This window comes from Heyndrickxia sp. MSNUG (genome assembly GCF_049532715.1).
Taxonomy (GTDB): domain Bacteria; phylum Bacillota; class Bacilli; order Bacillales; family Cytobacillaceae; genus Mesobacillus.
Genome location: NZ_CP150978.1, coordinates 4,656,923 through 4,673,972 on the forward strand (window position 1 = coordinate 4,656,923; position 17,050 = coordinate 4,673,972).

Below are 17,050 nucleotides of genomic sequence, written 5' to 3' on the forward strand. Positions count from 1 at the left end.
CTCATTCTGCTCCCCCTGTTCTTAATTTCATTTCCGATCCCTTTATCCCCCTGAAAAGCAGTTCGGTCTGCAGTTCTGTGTATTCTTCAAGCGTATACAGCTTCTGCAGTGCCCAGCGGCGGAATCCCCACATCTGCCCCTGGACAAAAATATCGTGCCCAATGATTTTGACCTGCTTTTCATCCAAAACCAGCTCGCCATTTTCGACGCAGCGCTGGATGACGTCTTCAAACATGGCCACCATTTCAATTTCTTTTTTCAGCACATACGGAAGGGCATCCTTTGTCAGCGATTTTACTTCCTGGTACATGACGAGCACTTCGTCCTGCAAATCATCCATTACCTTGAAGTAGTTGGCGATTCCCACTTTCAGACTTTCAAGCGTTCCCTGATTCGTATCCAGGTTCTCTTGAAGCCGGTCACGAACCTCGTCATAGATGCTGTCGCAGACTAGATAAAGGACATCTTCCTTCGTGCGGATATATTCATAAAGGGTACCGATGCTAAAGCCTGAAGCCCGGGCAATCTCCCTGGTCGTCGTGCGGTGAAAGCCCTTCTGCTTGAAAAGGGTAACAGCCCCTTTGATCATCTGGTCGCGCCTCTTTTTCACAAGGCGCTCATCTTTTACCGATGCCTGCACTTCTCGCTTCTTCATCACTTCTCTACCCGCCTTGTTTCGATTTTTCCAAAGGCCTTATTTTGTCAGCATACGTGAAATAACCAGGCGCTGGATTTCCTGTGTTCCTTCGTAAATCTGCGTGATTTTCGCGTCGCGCATAAACCGTTCCACTGGATAATCCTTTGTATAGCCATAGCCGCCGAATACCTGGACAGCTTCAGTAGTTACCTTCATCGCAGTGTCGCCGGCAAACAATTTGGACATTGCAGATTCCTTGCCGTATGGAAGGCCTTCAGACTCCAGCCATGCTGCCTGGTATGTTAATAGCCTTGCAGCTTCAACAGAAGTAGCCATGTCTGCAAGTTTGAAGCCGATTCCCTGGTTGGCAGCGATTGGCTTGCCGAATTGCTGGCGCTCTTTTGCATAATCGACCGCTGCATCAAGCGCACCTTGAGCGATACCGACCGCCTGTGCAGCAATACCGTTACGGCCGCCATCGAGTGTCATCATCGCAACTTTGAAACCTTCGCCGACTTCGCCAAGGATGTTTTCCTTTGGTACGCGGCAGTCTTCGAAAATAATTTCAGTTGTAGGAGATGAACGGATTCCAAGCTTTTTCTCCTTTTTGCCGACAGAGAAGCCTGGGAAGCTGCTTTCGACGATGAAGGCAGTTGTTCCTTTATGCTTGCTTGTTGGATCTGTTAAAGCGAACACGACATAAATGTCTGCAACGCCGCCGTTTGTGATGAAGATTTTTGAACCGTTCAGCACATAGTGGTCGCCGTCTTCTTTTGCCGTCGTTCTCATGGCACCTGCATCTGAACCGCTTCCTGGCTCAGTCAGGCCGTATGCGCCAATGCTTTTGCCTTCCGCCATTGGTCTTAAGTATTTTTGCTTTTGTTCTTCATTGCCGAATTTAAAAATCGGCCAGCCTGCAAGTGAAGTGTGAGCAGAAAGCATTACTCCTGTGGATGCACACACACGGGACAATTCTTCAACAGCGATGCAGTAAGCAAGATAGTCACTGCCAATTCCGCCGTATTCTTCTGGCCAAGGAATCCCAGTAAGGCCAAGCTCAGCCATTTTATCAAAAATCTCACGGTCAAAGCGTTCTTCCTCGTCACGCTCAGCAGCAGTCGGAGCCACTTCATTCTTCGCAAAATCACGTACCATCTTTCTGATCATGTCATGTTCTTCGGATAATCTAAAGTTCATTTTAATTTCCTCCGTTAACTGTTTAATTTTTCAGTCACGATTATTGGGTCACAATCTTGTTGTTGCCCTTTTTTCGTTTGCACCAACGATTTTGGGCGCCAATAGGCTTCATTGATGGCGTCTTCACGGCCAATCCACCTATTTCCGGACACCAAGCTTTACGGATGATGTCTTTATAACTGCTTGCTAATAACAATCTTCTGGATTTCGCTCGTACCCTCATAAATTTCCGTGACTTTTGCGTCACGGAAAAAGCGTTCTACCGGATATTCCTTTGTATAGCCATAGCCGCCGAATACCTGGATCGCTTCTGTTGCCACTTCTACAGCTGTCCTTGAAGCGAAAAGCTTTGCCATCGATGCTTCCAGGCCGCATTTTTGCCCTTCTGAACGAAGCTGGGCTGCGCGATAGATTAATAGTTTTGCAGCTTCAACGGATGTAGCCATATCGGCAAGCTTGAAGCTGATGCCCTGCTGAGCAGCGATTGGTTTTCCGAACTGCTGTCTATCCTTTGCATATTCAGTTGCTGCCTCTAAAGCCGCTTCCGCAATACCCAGCGCCTGTGCAGCAATGCCGATCCGGCCGGAATCCAGGTTGCTCATTGCAATTTTAAAGCCTTCACCTTCCTGGCCGAGGAGGTTTTCTTCAGGTACCATCATGTCTTCGAATGTAAGCTGTACAGTACGTGAACCATATAGCCCCATTTTGTGCTCATCTTTGCCGACAATGAAGCCTGGTGTATCCTTTTCAACAATAAAAGCCGACACACCCTTTGTACCAGCTTCCGGATTTGTGTTAGCAAAGACAATGTAAACATCTGCTTCGCCGCCATTCGTAATGAACACCTTCGAGCCGTTCAATACATAATGGCCATCCTTCTTTACCGCTCGTGTTTTCAGGCTTGCCGCATCCGAACCTGCGCTCGGTTCTGTGAGGCAGAATGCCCCAAGGTATTCACCAGCAGCCAGCTTTGGTACGTATTTCTGCTTTTGCTCTTCTGTTCCAAAATATAAAATCGGGTTCGTGCCTACTGATGTATGGACAGACAGAATGACACCAACCGTCGCGCTCACCTTCGAAATTTCATGGATGGCGATGATATAGGAAATAAAGTCCATCTCCGAGCCGCCGTACTGCTCAGGGACCGGAATCCCCATCAATCCAAGTTCGCCCATCTTCTTTAAGATCTCCTTAGGGAACTCGCCTTCCTCCATCTTCTCAACAAACGGCGCAATCTCACTCTGCGCAAAATCACGCACCATCTTCCGCATCATATCTTGCTCTTCCGTAAACCTAAGATTCATACTCCAACCTCCTTTAGCGCTTTAAAGCCCCGGGGGTCTGACCCCCAGCACTTCACCGCATCACCGCATCGGGGGTCTGACCCCCAGTGCTTTAATGTGTTAATGTGATTTATTGGTATGTGTAGAAGCCGCGGCCTGATTTTTTGCCTAGCCAGCCTGCTTTTACGTATTTTCTTAGCAGCGGGCATGGGCGGTATTTGTCGTCGCCGAAGCCTTCGTGCAGTGTTTCCATGATGTAGAGGCATGTGTCGAGGCCGATGAAATCTGCCAGCGTCAGCGGGCCCATTGGATGGTTCATGCCGAGCTTCATGACCTCATCGATCGCTTCCTTCGTTGCAACGCCTTCATACAATGTGTAGATTGCTTCGTTGATCATCGGCATCAGGATGCGGTTTGATACGAAGCCAGGAAAATCATTTACCTCAACAGGCACCTTTTCCAGCGTTTTCGTAATGTCCTCAATTGTTTGATAGACTTCATCAGCAGTTGCAAGGCCGCGGATGATTTCAACTAGCTTCATCACTGGAACAGGATTCATGAAGTGCATGCCAATCACTTTCTCCGGACGTTTAGTAGCCGCGGCGATTTCCGTAATTGGCAAGGATGAAGTATTGGAAGCAAGAATCGCATGAGCTGGAGCGATTTCGTCCAGCTGGGCGAAAATCTTTGCCTTGATGTCCATGTTCTCCACCGCTGCTTCAATGACAAGGTCGACTTTTCCTGCGTCATGCAAGTCATGTGAAGAAGTAATGCGGCCAACAATCTCATCCAGTTGGTCAACAGTCATCCGGCCTTTATCGACCTGGCGGTTAAGGTTCTTTTTGATGCCAGCCAATCCTCGTTCGACGAATTCAGCTTTAAGATCATTCAATAACACGCTGTATCCTGCCTGCGCGCATACCTGGGCAATCCCTGAACCCATTTGGCCTGCACCGATTACCATAATTGTTTGAACACTCATCGTTTCTCCCCCTGCTTCAGATAAAATTCATGTCAACGGAGGACAGTATCAAACTGCCCTCCCAATCACCATTCCAAATCCAATTATTAATCCAAAAGCCTATTGTTTAGGAACCTCGATCATCACTGCATCTCCCTGGCCACCACCACTGCAGATCGCCGCAATGCCGACCCCGCCGCCGCGGCGCTTCAGTTCATGCATCAAGGTGAGGATGATGCGCGCCCCACTCGCTCCAATCGGGTGCCCAAGGGCAACAGCACCACCGTTCACATTGACCTTCTCAGGATCAAGGTTCGCGATGCGTCCGCTCGTTAAAGCAACTGCAGCAAAGGCTTCATTGATTTCAAAAAGGGCAATTTCCTCAAGGGATTTCCCTGTTTTCTTCAACAGCTCGTTAATCACCAATCCAGGTGTCTTCGGGAAGTCCTTCGCTTCAGTCGCAATCGCAGCATGGCCAAGGATGACTGCCTGCGGTGTCCTGCCTTCACGCTGGGCACGCTCTTCACTCATCAGCACGAGGGCCGCCGCACCGTCATTGATACCTGGTGCATTGCCGGCCGTGATCGTACCATCCGAATTGAATACGGATCCCAGCTTCGCAAGCTTTTCCAGTGAAGTATCCTTCCTTGGCGATTCATCATGCTCGACAAGAACCGGATCGCCTTTTCGCTGTGGCACTTCAACAGGAACAATTTCTTCAGCAAACTTTCCTGCTTCGATTGCTTCGATTGCCCTTTGATGGCTGCGGTAAGCCCACTCGTCCTGCTCCTCGCGGCTGATTTCCAATTCTTTTGCGACTTCGTTACCGTATGTGCCCATATGCACGCCTTTGAAGCTGCAAGTCAAGCCGTCATGAATCATCAAGTCCTTCACCTGGCCATCGCCCATTCTCAAGCCCCAGCGAGCCTTTGGCAGAAGGTAAGGTGCATTGCTCATCGATTCCATTCCGCCCGCGACAATCACTTCCTCGTCTCCGGCACGGATAATCTGGTCGCCAATCGTCAAGCTGCGCATACCAGAAGCACATACCTTATTGACCGTTTCCGTCTTCACTTCCCAAGGGAGACCTGCTTCTCTCGCTGCCTGTCGTGAAGGAAGCTGCCCCTGCCCTCCCTGAAGCACAGTTCCAAGAATGACCTCGCCTACTTCCTCAGGAGTAACACCTGCGCGTGCCAGCGCCTCTTTCACTGCGATTCCGCCAAGCTGACCTGCAGTAAATCCGCTCAGCGCTCCCCCTAGCTTGCCGAAAGGTGTTCTTGCTCCTGCTAAAATGACTGTTTTACCCATGATCATCTCTCCCCTGCTAATCTATTAATTAGTGAAAAAAGTAAATCCATATCCACGAAGCGTTATGATGACTGAACGCTCGCTCGATAACTAGCTAAAAAAATAAACCTTTAAATGAAATGTAAAAATTGAAGAATTTCCAAGAGGTTGATTTGCCGATTCGGCATCCACAGATGTAAGCGCTTTATCATACTATTCATTTTACTTTAAAAATAGTAGAAATTGAAACACTTTGCTAAAAATTCAAAAATATTGATTGAATTTTACCTGTGAGTCAACTTCTACTATTTAGGTGTGAGTTTTGTTTTATCTTATGATACGAGTGGTTTCAGTTCCCCAAAAACCGACTTTTCAAGCAGTTCGGCAACGTCGAGAGTATCTACGCTCTCTTCCACTTCCTTCGCCTTCGTTCCATCTGAAAGCATCGTCAGGCAGTATGGACATCCAGAACTGATGACGGAAGGATTCACGGATAATGCCTGTTCAGTACGGGCAACGTTGATCCTGTGTCCTGTTTCTTCTTCCATCCACATCAAGCCGCCACCTGCGCCGCAGCACATTGCTGTATCGCGGTTGCGTTCCATTTCCTTCAAAGTTACACCTGGAATTGCCTTCAAGATATCACGCGGTGCGTCATACACCTCGTTGTATCTTCCAAGGTAGCAAGAATCATGGAAAGTAATTGTTTCATTCAGTGCATGCTTCGGAACGAGTCTTCCTTCCTTCACTAACTGCGCAAGAAGCTCAGTATGGTGATAAACCTCTGCCTCAAGTCCGAAGTCAGGATATTCATTCTTAAAGATATTGTATGCGTGAGGGTCAATCGTAACGATTTTCTTCACTTCATTTTTTTCAAACTCTTCAATATTTTTTGTTGCAAGCTCCTGGAATAAGAACTCATTACCAAGGCGGCGCGGTGTATCACCAGAGTTCTTTTCCTTGTTTCCAAGGATCGCGAACTTAACGCCTGCTTCGTTCAGAAGCTTCGCGAATGATAGGGCGATCTTTTGGCTGCGGTTGTCATATGAACCCATTGCGCCAACCCAGAATAAGTATTCAAACTCTTCGTCCGCTTTTTTCAATTCTTTTACCGTAGGAACAACGACATCGTCGCGAAGCTCGCGCCAGTCTTCTTTTTCCTTACGGTTCAAGCCCCAAGGGTTGCCCTGGCGCTCGATATTCGTCATTGCACGCTGTGCGTCTGCATCCATTTTACCTTCTGTTAATACGAGGTAACGGCGAAGGTCAATGATCTTGTCAACATGCTCATTCATAACTGGACATTGGTCTTCACAGTTACGGCATGTCGTACACGCCCAGATTTCCTCTTCTGTGATGACGTCGCCAATCATGCTTGGGCTGTAGGCAAGACCTGCAGCAGCTTCATTTGCCCCCTGGCCAGCAGCTGCCAATGCAATCTGGTTGCCCTTGGTGTTTGAAAAAGCAAATGTAGGCACCCAAGGCTGCTTGGAAGTGACAGCAGCACCGTGCAATGTTAAATGGTCACGGAGCTTGACGATCAAATCCATTGGTGACAGCATTTTGCCTGTGCCAGTTGCCGGACACATATTCGTACAGCGGCCACATTCAACGCAGGCATAGAAATCGATCATTTGTTCATAATTGAAATCGGTGATTTTACCGGCACCGAAAGTTTCCTGAGTCTCGTCTTCAAAATCGATCTTTTTAATCTTTCCTGGAGAATCGACCTTAGTCAAATAAACATTGGCAGGACCTGCGAGTAAGTGTGCATGCTTGGACTGCGGCACATACACGAGGAATGCAAGCAGGAACAGCAAGTGAATCCACCATGCGATATAGAAAATCGTAATGGCTGCCGCCTCAGGAATTCCCCTGAATGCGGTTGCAATCAGTGATGCAACGGGCTCTGTCCATGTGCCTTCATGGCCATGCCAGATCATGCCCATCCCATTGCCAAGAAGCACAGAAAGCATCAATCCGCCGATAAACAATAGAACAAGACCGTTTTTAAAGCCGCGCTTCAAACGGACAAGCTTTTCAACATAACGGCGGTAAAATGCCCATACGACTGCAACAAGGATCGTCAATGTCACGATTTCCTGGAAAAACGTGAAGCCTGGATACAGAGGTCCAAGCGGCAAATGAGAGCCTGGGTTCAAGCCCTTCCAAATAAAATCAATTGCCCCGAACTGGACAAGAATGAATCCATAAAAAAACATAACGTGGATAATACCGCTTTTTTTGTCTTTCAAAAGTCTTTTCTGGCCAAATACATGTACCCAGATTCTTCTTACACGCTCTTTTACATCATCATCAAACTCCGATTTCTTGCCGAGCTTGATGTATTCGATTCTCGTTTTAACCACATAAACGAACAAACTGACTGCGTAAGCGGTTACAAGCAAGAACGCGATAAGATTGATCCAAAGCAGACCGTTCATAAAATCGTTTACCCCTTTCGATGCTATTTTGTTGGATGAAAATTTCTAAACAAACCAATTTTCTGAATTTATCTATAATACCATTATATAATGAATGAGCATTCAGTCAACTTATTTCCTTTCATTTCTGAAAATTGTTTATTCTCCCTCTTTTACAGGAACATAACATATAACATACGATTTCGGCAAAGATAAAATAAATACTGTAAAGGGAGCCGAATCGCTATGGAAATTGGATGGATTTTACTCGGGATAGTAGCAGGGCTTGCCTTGTGGGTATATGCAGACTTCATGCTCGGAAGAAAAAAGCATCTGTCGAACGTAAATAATAAAGTTTTACCTATGAGGGACAGTGATCTTGCCATTTTTGCAAAAGGTCCTGAATTGTTCCATGACCTTTTCACAGAAATAAAAAATGCAAAACAGCACATTCATATTCTGTTTTACATTGTTCAGGATGATAAAATTAGCCAGGAGTTTCTTTCCATTTTAAAAGAAAAAGCTAAAGAAGGAGTCGAAGTCCGCCTGCTGGTCGACTGGGTTGGCAGCGGATTGAAGCGTAAATCGATCCAATCCCTGAAGGATGCTGGCGTAGAATTCGCTTATTCGCAAACACCGAAATTCCCATTCCTGTTTTACTCATCACAAGTAAGGAACCATCGTAAAATTACTGTCATTGACGGACGCCTCAGTTATCTTGGGGGCTTTAATATCGGCAAGGAATATTATGATCAGGATCCAAAGCTGTCACCATGGCGGGACTACCATTTAAAAATGACCGGTGAAGGAGTCATGGACCTGCAAAAAGAGTTTCTCGAGGATTGGCAAGCAGCTGCTAAGGTCAATCTCCTGCACGACAAGGCCTATTTTCCGCCTTTGGAAAAAGGGTCAATCCGCCAGCGGCTCGTACCAACGGAAGGAATTCTGCTCGAGGAACTGATTGCAAACCTGATCACCGAGTCTGAAAAATCGATTTTTATTGGCACTCCTTATTTCATTCCAAGTAAGAGAATTTTTAATCTTTTACTTGATGCACTAAAAAAAGGTGTCGCTGTCACGATTCTCGTTCCTCACAAAGCAGATCATATTCTAGTAAAAGAAGCCTCCCTTCCTTATTTAAGGACGCTGATCAAGGAAGGAGCAGATGTGTACCAATATTTAAAAGGCTTTTACCATGCAAAAGTCATTATTATCGATGATCAAGTTTGTGACGCAGGAACGGCAAATTTTGATAAAAGAAGCATGTTTCTTAATTATGAATTGAATTGTTTGATTTATGATCCCGCTTTTATTAAAAAAGTGAAACATATCATTACAGAGGATATTTTAAATTCCCAAAAGGCGACACTTCAGGAACTGAATCGGGTTAACATGCTGCTTTCCGTCAAGGAAAAGGCTGCACGGACGATTTCTTACTTTTTATAAACAATGCAAAAAATAACCGAAGCCAAACGAAGTGACTTCGGTCAATGAAGGAGTTTCACTATGATTATTCGGCTTGGTTATGTCTCTACTGCCATCAGTTTATGGGATGCTTCCCCGTCGAAGGCATTGACGTTTGCACGTTACGGACAGCTGGCCAGTGAGGAGCGTCATGAAAAGCTGCTTTCCGTGACGTACCAAAACCTGTTAAACACAGAAAGAATGATTCATTACAATATCGCTCACGATATCCCGCTTTACCGGTTCTCAAGCTCGATTGCCCCGCTGGCGACGCATCCAGAAGTGAACTGGGATTATGTTACGCCTTTCCGCGATAAGTGGCTGGAAATCGGTGACCTTGTCAAAAAGCACGGAATAAGGACAAGCTTCCATCCGAATCAGTTTACGCTTTTCACCTCGCCTCGGGAGGAAGTGACAGCCAATGCGATTCTGGACATGGAATATCATTATGGAATGCTGGAAGCGATGGGACTCGAGAACGAAGCAATCATCAATATCCATATTGGCGGAGCCTATGGGAACAAGGAAGAAACCATTTTGCGGTTCCATGAAAACTTCGCGAAGCTCCCTGCTCACATAAAGAAAATCACCACTCTGGAGAATGACGACAAAACGTATAATGCAGAGGAAACACTCGCTGCCTGCGTGAAGGAAGATGTGCCGTTCATGTTTGATTATCACCATCATATGGCGAACCTCTGTGAAGAAACGCTCGAGAATATCCTGCCTGTTGGCTTTGAGACATGGTCTCGGACAGGCTTGAAGCCAAAAATCCATATCTCCTCTCCTAAATCGGAGAAAGCGTACCGTTCACATGCGGATTACGTTGATCCTGATTTCATCCTGCCTTTGATTGCTATTTTGCGCAGCATCGGCCGGGACGTCGATTTCATGATTGAAGCGAAAACGAAGGATAAGGCGGTGCTCGCTTTGGTTGAGGATTTGGCTAAAATCCGTGGAGTGAAACGGATTGGCGGAGCTGTTTTGGAGTGGAAATAATTTTGGCATGAAGTGATAGCAGCCTTTTGTTGATTTTATCGCGCCTGATTATTTTTTATAGCGTAAATAAAGTTTATATAGCGAAAAATCGATTTTTATAGCGAAAATTTTATTTTTATAGCGAAAGATTAGTTTATATAGCGAAATTTCAACTTTTATAGCGAACTGGAAATTCCCGATGATTTTTTCCAGGCAGAAAAGAGACCCTGCCAACAAATGGCAGGGTCTCTTGCTTTTTAAGTTACATCTTTTCAGGTGCAGATACACCAATCAAAGCAAGTGCATTCTTCAACGTGATTTGCGCACTCTTGATCAGGGACAAACGAGCCTGTGTTCTTTCTTTATTGTCCATATCCAATACTTTTTCAGCATTGTAGAAGCTGTGGAACACTGATGCAAGCTCGAAAATATAGTTGCTGATACGGTGCGGCATGCGTTTTTGAGCTGCCTCTGCAACCGCAAGCGGGAATTCGCCAATCTTCTTCAGCAGGTCCATTTCCTTCTCCGCCTCAATCAATTTGAAATCAGCGTCTTTTCCAGCTGTGAAGCCTTGCTCTTCAGCTGAACGCAAAATGCTAGAAATACGTGCATGTGCGTACTGTGCGTAGAATACTGGGTTTTCATTCGACTGGGAAACAGCCAGATCAAGGTCAAAGTCCATATGCGTATCCGCACTTCTCATCGCGAAGAAGTAACGAACTGCATCTAGGCCTACCTCTTCGATCAGGTCACGCATCGTAACAGCCTTACCTGTACGCTTGCTCATCTTCATCTTCTCGCCATTTTTATAAAGGTGGACAAGCTGGATGATTTCAACCTCAAGCGTGTCCCGCTCGTAGCCAAGTGCCTGGATTGCCGCCTTCATACGAGGGATATAGCCGTGGTGGTCTGCTCCCCAGATGTTGATCAATTTTTCAAAGCCGCGTTCAAGCTTGTTCTTATGGTAAGCAATATCGGGAGTCAAGTAAGTGTAAGAGCCATCCTGCTTGATCAGCACGCGGTCCTTATCATCGCCAAGCTCCGTTGAACGAAACCACGTAGCACCGTCCTCTTCGTAGATATGGCCATTGGCACGAAGAGCATCCAATGCTACATCTATTTTTCCATCATGGTACAGTGAAGTCTCAGAATACCACACATCAAATTTCACTCGGAAATTCTCAAGGTCCTGCTTCAGCTTTTCCATTTCATATTTCAAGCCGTACTCACGGAATGTATCGAAACGTTCCTGATCTGGAACATTGACATACTTATCGCCAAACTCCTCAGCAAGCTTCTTGCCGATTCCAATAATGTCCTCACCGTGATAGCCATCTTCAGGCATCTGCTTATCCATGCCAAGCGCCTGGAAGTAACGAGCTTCAACAGACAATGCCAAATTGTTGATCTGGTTGCCGGCATCATTGATGTAATACTCACGTGAAACATCGTAACCAGCTTTTGAAAGCACATTGCACAATGAGTCGCCTACTGCCGCGCCGCGCGCATGTCCAAGGTGCAGGTCACCTGTCGGGTTAGCAGAAACGAACTCGACCTGGATTTTCTGACCATTGCCAACCTTGGATTCCCCGTAGTTGTCGCCCGCTTCAAGGATCGCTGGAATCAAATCTGTCAAATAGCTGTTATCCATGTAAAAATTGATGAAGCCTGGCCCTGCGATTTCAATTTTTTCGATGGATGCCTTGCTTTTATCAAAATTCTCGATCAACAGCTCAGCAATCTGGCGAGGTGCCTTCTTTGCAACACGCGCAAGCTGCATCGCCATATTCGTAGAGTAATCCCCATGTGCCTTTTCCTTTGGTGTTTCAAGCACGACTGAAGGGATTTGCGCTTCCTCTGCAAGATTAGCCTTGATGGCAGCCTGCTTGATTTCTTCTTTCAGCTTCAATTGAACCTGTTCAACTATATTCATTTGGCTTCCTCCTTATAATTGATCGTCATATGGTATGTACCTGCATTCGCGCCCTGAATCGCCATATCATACAGCAAATCTACATGGCCCTCCTGCTTTTCTTCATTAAAATCAGTATCAAGCCGTTTTGTGAGCGCCGAGGTTTCCAGCACACCATACGGCGTCTTATAATTGCCGGGAGTCTTTTTATTCAGCAGAAAGTGAAGCCTCATCTTGATCGCACCGCTCCGCAAAATCAGTACTTCATTTCCCGATATTTTCACCGTCGTATGAACATCCCCTTCCTCCATCACTTCATCATACTGGAGGTACGAGCTGCTCGCTTTTTTATAGTATCGGCCAAAAGTGGTCAATTCAAAAGTCTCCTTCTCACTGCCACTATAAATAACCGTCTTAACCGTCACCTTAACAGGTATTTGATCAGCGGGTTCAATCGACATCGATTACACGCCCTTTTCTTGTCCAGCTCCAGTGCCTAGCCCCTCGGGTCATAAGCCTGCGAGGATGAAAATTCGGGGAGGTCTGTGCTCCCACGGCTCACACCGCGTCTCAAGGCTGCATAGAAGAATTTCAAGTAGCAGCCTTGCTGTGGTGGCTGATGAACTGCCTCCTCGCAGGTCGTCTTATGCCTGTCGGGGCTGCCCAAGGCACTTCCGCTTTTCTACTCTTATTATAACTTTATAAGTATAAATATTCTCCTTTGAAAGTGCAAGGTTCGCAGGGAATCTCTCTGCACATTTCCTACTTTTTAAACCAGCCAATATTAGGAATGGACGCTTAGGATTAACAGGTCTTCAAACCGGGTATTGATTAACAAAACCTTTTAAGGAGGTGGCCAACATGAAAATCGAGGTTAAATGTGAAGTGGAAAATTGTAAATACTGGGCAGAAGGCGACCAATGTGTGGCTGATTCTATTAAAGTGATCGCCAATACTGGCAGACAAGCAGCTAATGAGCGCGAAACAATTTGTGATACTTTTGAAAAAATGTAATTTTAGTAAACTGGATGGCTTAGAGCTATCCAGTTTTTCATTTTTTTTGAAAATATAGGAGCAGATCCGGACATATGCGCGGCTTCTTTTTAAGAAATATGATATTCCACATGATTTTGTTGGGTATCCTGCATGAACGCATTTTGATTCCGCAGCTTTTTGACGAAATCCCGCAAGAACGGCTTTTGATTCCGTAATTTTTTTTCGAAATCCTGCTAGTACCCCTGTGTTTCCGCAAATTTTTGTCGAAATCCCACAAATTCATCCTTTGATTACGCAAATCCTTGTCGAAATCCCGCAAACTGGAAAAAACCTCTGCTTTTTTCCAATTTTAAAAGGAGAAGCATCTCGCTTCTCCTCTTATCTAGACGAATATCCCATTTTTTTTAAATACAACTCTAGAAAAACAACATCCCTACAGAAATGACAATACCGCTGACAATCAGCGTAATGACGCAATACCCCATGATGTCCTTCGCTTTTAACCCGGCGATTGCCAGTGCAGGCAGTGCCCAGAATGGCTGGATCAGGTTGGTCCATGCGTCGCCCCAGGCAACAGCCATTGCTGTTTTCGGGATGGACACTCCCATCGTTTGAGCGGCCTCCAGCATAATAGGAGCCTGAACAGCCCATTGCCCTCCGCCTGATGGGACAAATATATTAACCAATCCAGCGCTCAGGAAGGTGAACAGAGGGAAGGTAAATTCATTCGAAATAGAGACGAAGCCTTCCGAAATGACGGCAGCAAGGCCCGATGTTGTCATCATTCCCATGATACCGGCGTAAAAAGGGAACTGGACAATGATTCCGCTTGCTCCTTTTACCGCATTTAAAACGGCATCGAGGAACTGCTTTGGAGTTCCATGGAACAAAATCCCCAGGAATAAAAATAGGAAATTAACAATATCAAGATTCAGCTTAAAACCGTTGTTCGCGAAATAATAAAATAAGAATACAAGTCCAAAAGCACCGATCAATAGAGAAGCGATTCGGCTATTTTCCAGACGCTCTGCAGGAGTCATGACTCCCTGTTCAATCGCTGCCGCCTGTACATCATTTTCCAAAATGAGCGGATCCACCGTTACCGTTTCTTCCTTCGATGGCATCATCATTCTTGTAACGATTGGCAAAATGATCAGCAATGCAATGACAATAAATAGATTGAAACTCGAAAAAATCGTCTGATCAGTTGGAATAACTCCAATCATCTTCTCGGTAAAATGACCCTCTGTTGCGATCGTAAGCGGAATGGAACCTGAGATTCCTCCATGCCAGACGACAAAACCAGAGTAAGCGCTTGCAATTAAAAGTCTGTAGTCGACATTTTTAACTTTCTTGGCTAACTCCTTCGCAAACAATGCTCCAATCACCAAGCCGAATCCCCAGTTGATTAAGCTCGCAATCATCGAAACGAAGGTCACGATAATAATCGCCTGCCCAGGAGATTTCGCAAGTGATGCCAGTGCACCTAATCCCTTTTTAAAAATTGGGCTGCTGGCAAGCACGTGGCCCGTTACAAGAACGAGAACCATCTGCATGGTGAAAACCAATAGACCCCAGAACCCATTGCCCCAATGCTGCACCATTTGGTACGGACCGTTATCTGTAAAAATAAGACCTAACCCGAATACAACGAAAGTTAATATGATGACAAACAGAAATGGGTCAGGCAGATAACGCTGCATTAAGCGATTGAAAAATGAAACTAACATTTTCATTCTTTTTACCTCCTTTTAAGTAGTAACACTCATAAGCATTATATTTTCTCGATAATTATGAATATTCCTTCTAAAAGGAAGCGATTTTACAATTTTGTTTATGTTTGACGATTTTATTTCGGCCGTTTCACCCTAATAAATCAAATAATATGGCTTAGCTAATGAATTCTGTTCCAATCAACCGTTGCTGAAAATAACATTGAACTTAAATACAGCCAAACTAAAAAAGCTGCCCCCTCATAAAAAGGAAGCAGCTTCATTACTCATATTTACTTCACAAAACCAAGCATCATTTCACGGATGATTTTGCTTGCAGTATTTGATGTCATTTCTGAAGTATCATAAATTGGCGCTACTTCTACTAAATCAGCACCTACGACATTCACTTCTGAGTTTGCGATTGCATGGATGGATGCAAGCAATTCCTTTGAAGTGATGCCGCCAGCATCGACTGTGCCTGTTCCAGGCGCATGCGCTGGATCAAGGACATCGATGTCGATTGTGACATAAACCGGACGGCCTGCAAGCGTAGGCAGAATTTCTTTTAAAGGCTCAAGAACCTCAAATTTTGAAATATGCATGCCGACTTCCTTTGCCCACTCGAATTCTTCCTTCATACCTGAACGGATACCGAATGAATAGACATTTTTAGGACCAATGTGTTCAGCAATTTTGCGGATAGGCGTTGAGTGGGATAATGGCTCCCCTTCATAATGCTCGCGCAAATCTGTGTGTGCATCAAAATGGATGATGGCAAGATTTTCGTACTTTTTCGCTACAGCTTTCATAACAGGCCACGATACTAGGTGTTCTCCACCCATTCCGAGCGGGAATTTTTCAGCAGCTAAAATCTTATCGACGAATTCTTCAATCATATCAAGGCTTTTTTGTGCATTCCCGAAAGGAAGCGGGATATCCCCTGCATCAAAATAATTAAGGTCTGCCATTTCACGGTCAAGATACGGGCTGTATTCTTCCAGTCCGATAGACACCTCGCGGATACGAGTAGGGCCGAAACGGGATCCCGGGCGGTAGCTGACAGTCCAGTCCATTGGCATACCATAAAGAACTGCCTTGCTTTCCATATAATTTGAATGGCTGCCGATAAATACATTGCCAGAATAGGCTTCATCAAAACGCATTCCAAACACCTCTTTCACTATTGTTAGTCCACATTAAAATGGCCCCCGAATAACCGGGAAGCCTTAAACTGGGCGAACCCGGCAGAAACATGCAGCAACGCCGGAGCCCACTATTCAAATCTTATTTTAAAAGGTCGCCAACAAATTTAGGCAATACGAAAGCTGCTTTGTGAAGCTCTTTCGTGTAGTATTTCGTTTCGATTTCGTGGAAGCGGTCTTCGCTTACTTCAAGCGGGTCATGCTTCTTTGAACCTAGTGTGAAAGCCCACATTCCGCTTGGGTATGTTGGGATGTTCGCCACGTAAAGGCGTGTGATCGGGAAGATTTCCTTCACGTCCTTTTGAACATTGCGGATTAGGTCAGCCTTGAACCAAGGGTTGTCAGACTGAGCAACAAAGATGCCGTCTTCCTTCAATGCCTTGGAAATTCCAGCGTAAAAGCCTTTTGTGAACAGGTTCACTGCTGGTCCAACTGGTTCAGTAGAATCAACCATGATGACATCATACTGGTTTTCGCTTTCTGCAATATGCATGAAGCCGTCGCCAACCTGTACATCAACGCGAGGATCGTCAAGCTTTCCAGCGATTTCAGGCAAGAACTTTTTAGAGTACTCAATTACTTTTCCATCAATATCAACCAAAGTCGCTTTTTTCACGCTAGGGTGTTTAAGGACTTCACGGATTACGCCGCCGTCTCCGCCGCCTACAACTAATACATGCTCAGGGTTCGGGTGTGTGAACAATGGAATATGCGCAACCATTTCGTGGTATACGAACTCATCCTTTACAGATGTCATAACCATGTCGTCAAGCAATAGCATATTGCCCCACTCTTCTGTTTCCACCATATCAAGCTTCTGGAATTCCGTTTGCTCTGTATGTAACGTCTTGTTCACTTTCATTGTGATACCAAAGTTTTCTGTCTGCTTTTCTGTAAACCAAAGACCCATTAATATCCTTCCTTTCGGCAAAAAAATTTCCGTTATGATGCGGCGAAATTTTACATGCATTGACACAGCCTGAAACACTGCAAGA

At 45.5% G+C, this 17,050-nt stretch carries 14 protein-coding genes; 3 read left to right on the top strand and 11 right to left on the bottom strand.

Translation table 11 applies throughout. The annotated features are described in order from the left end of the window. Window position 1: 1 nt before the first annotated feature. The 6 genes from AABM38_RS23230 to AABM38_RS23255 all read right to left on the bottom strand — a co-directional run bounded on the left by AABM38_RS23230 (window position 2) and on the right by AABM38_RS23255 (window position 7,809). Window positions 2-655 (bottom strand): TetR/AcrR family transcriptional regulator, encoded by a 654-nt coding sequence (locus AABM38_RS23230; RefSeq protein WP_423410826.1) that lies wholly within the window; start codon window positions 653-655, stop codon window positions 2-4. Window positions 656-694: 39 nt separating this feature from the next. Further along, on the bottom strand, window positions 695-1,834 hold the full coding sequence (locus AABM38_RS23235; protein ID WP_423408499.1) for an acyl-CoA dehydrogenase: 1,140 nt from the start codon (window positions 1,832-1,834) through the stop codon (window positions 695-697). A gap of 173 nt (window positions 1,835-2,007) precedes the next feature. After that, on the bottom strand, window positions 2,008-3,138 hold the full coding sequence (locus AABM38_RS23240) for an acyl-CoA dehydrogenase (RefSeq protein ID WP_423408500.1): 1,131 nt from the start codon (window positions 3,136-3,138) through the stop codon (window positions 2,008-2,010). Between the two features lie 109 nt (window positions 3,139-3,247). Next, a complete protein-coding gene (locus AABM38_RS23245) occupies window positions 3,248-4,099 on the bottom strand; it encodes a 3-hydroxybutyryl-CoA dehydrogenase (protein WP_423408501.1) in 852 nt (283 codons plus the stop codon). Between the two features lie 99 nt (window positions 4,100-4,198). After that, entirely contained in the window at window positions 4,199-5,386 is a 1,188-nt protein-coding gene (locus tag AABM38_RS23250; protein ID WP_423408502.1) for an acetyl-CoA C-acetyltransferase, read from the bottom strand. A gap of 311 nt (window positions 5,387-5,697) precedes the next feature. Continuing rightward, on the bottom strand, window positions 5,698-7,809 hold the full coding sequence (locus AABM38_RS23255; RefSeq protein ID WP_423408503.1) for a heterodisulfide reductase-related iron-sulfur binding cluster: 2,112 nt from the start codon (window positions 7,807-7,809) through the stop codon (window positions 5,698-5,700). 225 nt (window positions 7,810-8,034) lie between these two features. Between AABM38_RS23255 and cls the strand changes: the two genes are divergently transcribed. Together cls and uvsE are read left to right on the top strand one after the other, a co-directional pair. Then, window positions 8,035-9,234 (top strand): cardiolipin synthase, encoded by a 1,200-nt coding sequence (cls, locus tag AABM38_RS23260; RefSeq protein WP_423408504.1) that lies wholly within the window; start codon window positions 8,035-8,037, stop codon window positions 9,232-9,234. Window positions 9,235-9,294: 60 nt separating this feature from the next. Next, entirely contained in the window at window positions 9,295-10,251 is a 957-nt protein-coding gene (gene uvsE, locus AABM38_RS23265) for a UV DNA damage repair endonuclease UvsE (protein ID WP_423408505.1), read from the top strand. Window positions 10,252-10,492: 241 nt separating this feature from the next. On the opposite strand, the gene argS is transcribed toward uvsE, so the two are convergent. Together argS and AABM38_RS23275 are read right to left on the bottom strand one after the other, a co-directional pair. Then, the gene (gene argS, locus AABM38_RS23270) at window positions 10,493-12,163 is read right to left on the bottom strand and encodes an arginine--tRNA ligase (RefSeq protein WP_423408506.1); all 1,671 of its coding nucleotides are present in this window, start codon (window positions 12,161-12,163) and stop codon (window positions 10,493-10,495) included. Beyond that, window positions 12,160-12,603: a DUF1934 domain-containing protein gene (locus AABM38_RS23275; protein ID WP_423408507.1), complete on the bottom strand. Its 444-nt coding sequence runs from the start codon at window positions 12,601-12,603 to the stop codon at window positions 12,160-12,162. Before AABM38_RS23275 ends, argS begins: the two co-directional genes overlap by 4 nt. Before the next feature lie 400 nt (window positions 12,604-13,003). On the opposite strand from AABM38_RS23275, the gene AABM38_RS23280 reads away from it, so the two are divergent. Continuing rightward, window positions 13,004-13,156 carry a DUF1540 domain-containing protein gene (locus tag AABM38_RS23280; RefSeq protein ID WP_335377271.1) on the top strand — a complete coding sequence of 51 codons (153 nt, stop codon included), beginning with the start codon at window positions 13,004-13,006 and terminating at the stop codon, window positions 13,154-13,156. Window positions 13,157-13,554: 398 nt separating this feature from the next. Here AABM38_RS23280 and AABM38_RS23285 read toward each other — a convergent pair whose 3' ends face one another. The 3 genes from AABM38_RS23285 to speE all read right to left on the bottom strand — a co-directional run bounded on the left by AABM38_RS23285 (window position 13,555) and on the right by speE (window position 16,965). Beyond that, a complete protein-coding gene (locus tag AABM38_RS23285) occupies window positions 13,555-14,874 on the bottom strand; it encodes a short-chain fatty acid transporter (RefSeq protein WP_423408508.1) in 1,320 nt (439 codons plus the stop codon). 269 nt (window positions 14,875-15,143) lie between these two features. Then, entirely contained in the window at window positions 15,144-16,016 is an 873-nt protein-coding gene (speB, locus tag AABM38_RS23290) for an agmatinase (protein WP_423408509.1), read from the bottom strand. A gap of 121 nt (window positions 16,017-16,137) precedes the next feature. Then, complete coding sequence (speE, locus tag AABM38_RS23295) at window positions 16,138-16,965, bottom strand: spermidine synthase (protein WP_423408510.1); 828 nt, start codon at window positions 16,963-16,965, stop codon at window positions 16,138-16,140. Window positions 16,966-17,050 lie beyond the last annotated feature (85 nt).

What these genes read in the sequence shown, in the direction of transcription:
- AABM38_RS23245 (WP_423408501.1), bottom strand. Translation starts at nt 4,099, where the DNA reads ATGAGTGTTCAAACAATTATGGTAATCGGTGCAGGCCAAATGGGTTCA.
- AABM38_RS23250 (WP_423408502.1), bottom strand. Translation starts at nt 5,386, where the DNA reads ATGGGTAAAACAGTCATTTTAGCAGGAGCAAGAACACCTTTCGGCAAG.
- argS (WP_423408506.1), bottom strand. Translation starts at nt 12,163, where the DNA reads ATGAATATAGTTGAACAGGTTCAATTGAAGCTGAAAGAAGAAATCAAG.
- AABM38_RS23275 (WP_423408507.1), bottom strand. Translation starts at nt 12,603, where the DNA reads ATGTCGATTGAACCCGCTGATCAAATACCTGTTAAGGTGACGGTTAAG.
- AABM38_RS23280 (WP_335377271.1), top strand. Translation starts at nt 13,004, where the DNA reads ATGAAAATCGAGGTTAAATGTGAAGTGGAAAATTGTAAATACTGGGCA.
- cls (WP_423408504.1), top strand. Translation starts at nt 8,035, where the DNA reads ATGGAAATTGGATGGATTTTACTCGGGATAGTAGCAGGGCTTGCCTTG.
- speB (WP_423408509.1), bottom strand. Translation starts at nt 16,016, where the DNA reads ATGCGTTTTGATGAAGCCTATTCTGGCAATGTATTTATCGGCAGCCAT.
- AABM38_RS23235 (WP_423408499.1), bottom strand. Translation starts at nt 1,834, where the DNA reads ATGAACTTTAGATTATCCGAAGAACATGACATGATCAGAAAGATGGTA.
- AABM38_RS23230 (WP_423410826.1), bottom strand. Translation starts at nt 655, where the DNA reads ATGAAGAAGCGAGAAGTGCAGGCATCGGTAAAAGATGAGCGCCTTGTG.
- speE (WP_423408510.1), bottom strand. Translation starts at nt 16,965, where the DNA reads ATGGGTCTTTGGTTTACAGAAAAGCAGACAGAAAACTTTGGTATCACA.
- AABM38_RS23240 (WP_423408500.1), bottom strand. Translation starts at nt 3,138, where the DNA reads ATGAATCTTAGGTTTACGGAAGAGCAAGATATGATGCGGAAGATGGTG.
- AABM38_RS23255 (WP_423408503.1), bottom strand. Translation starts at nt 7,809, where the DNA reads ATGAACGGTCTGCTTTGGATCAATCTTATCGCGTTCTTGCTTGTAACC.
- uvsE (WP_423408505.1), top strand. Translation starts at nt 9,295, where the DNA reads ATGATTATTCGGCTTGGTTATGTCTCTACTGCCATCAGTTTATGGGAT.
- AABM38_RS23285 (WP_423408508.1), bottom strand. Translation starts at nt 14,874, where the DNA reads ATGAAAATGTTAGTTTCATTTTTCAATCGCTTAATGCAGCGTTATCTG.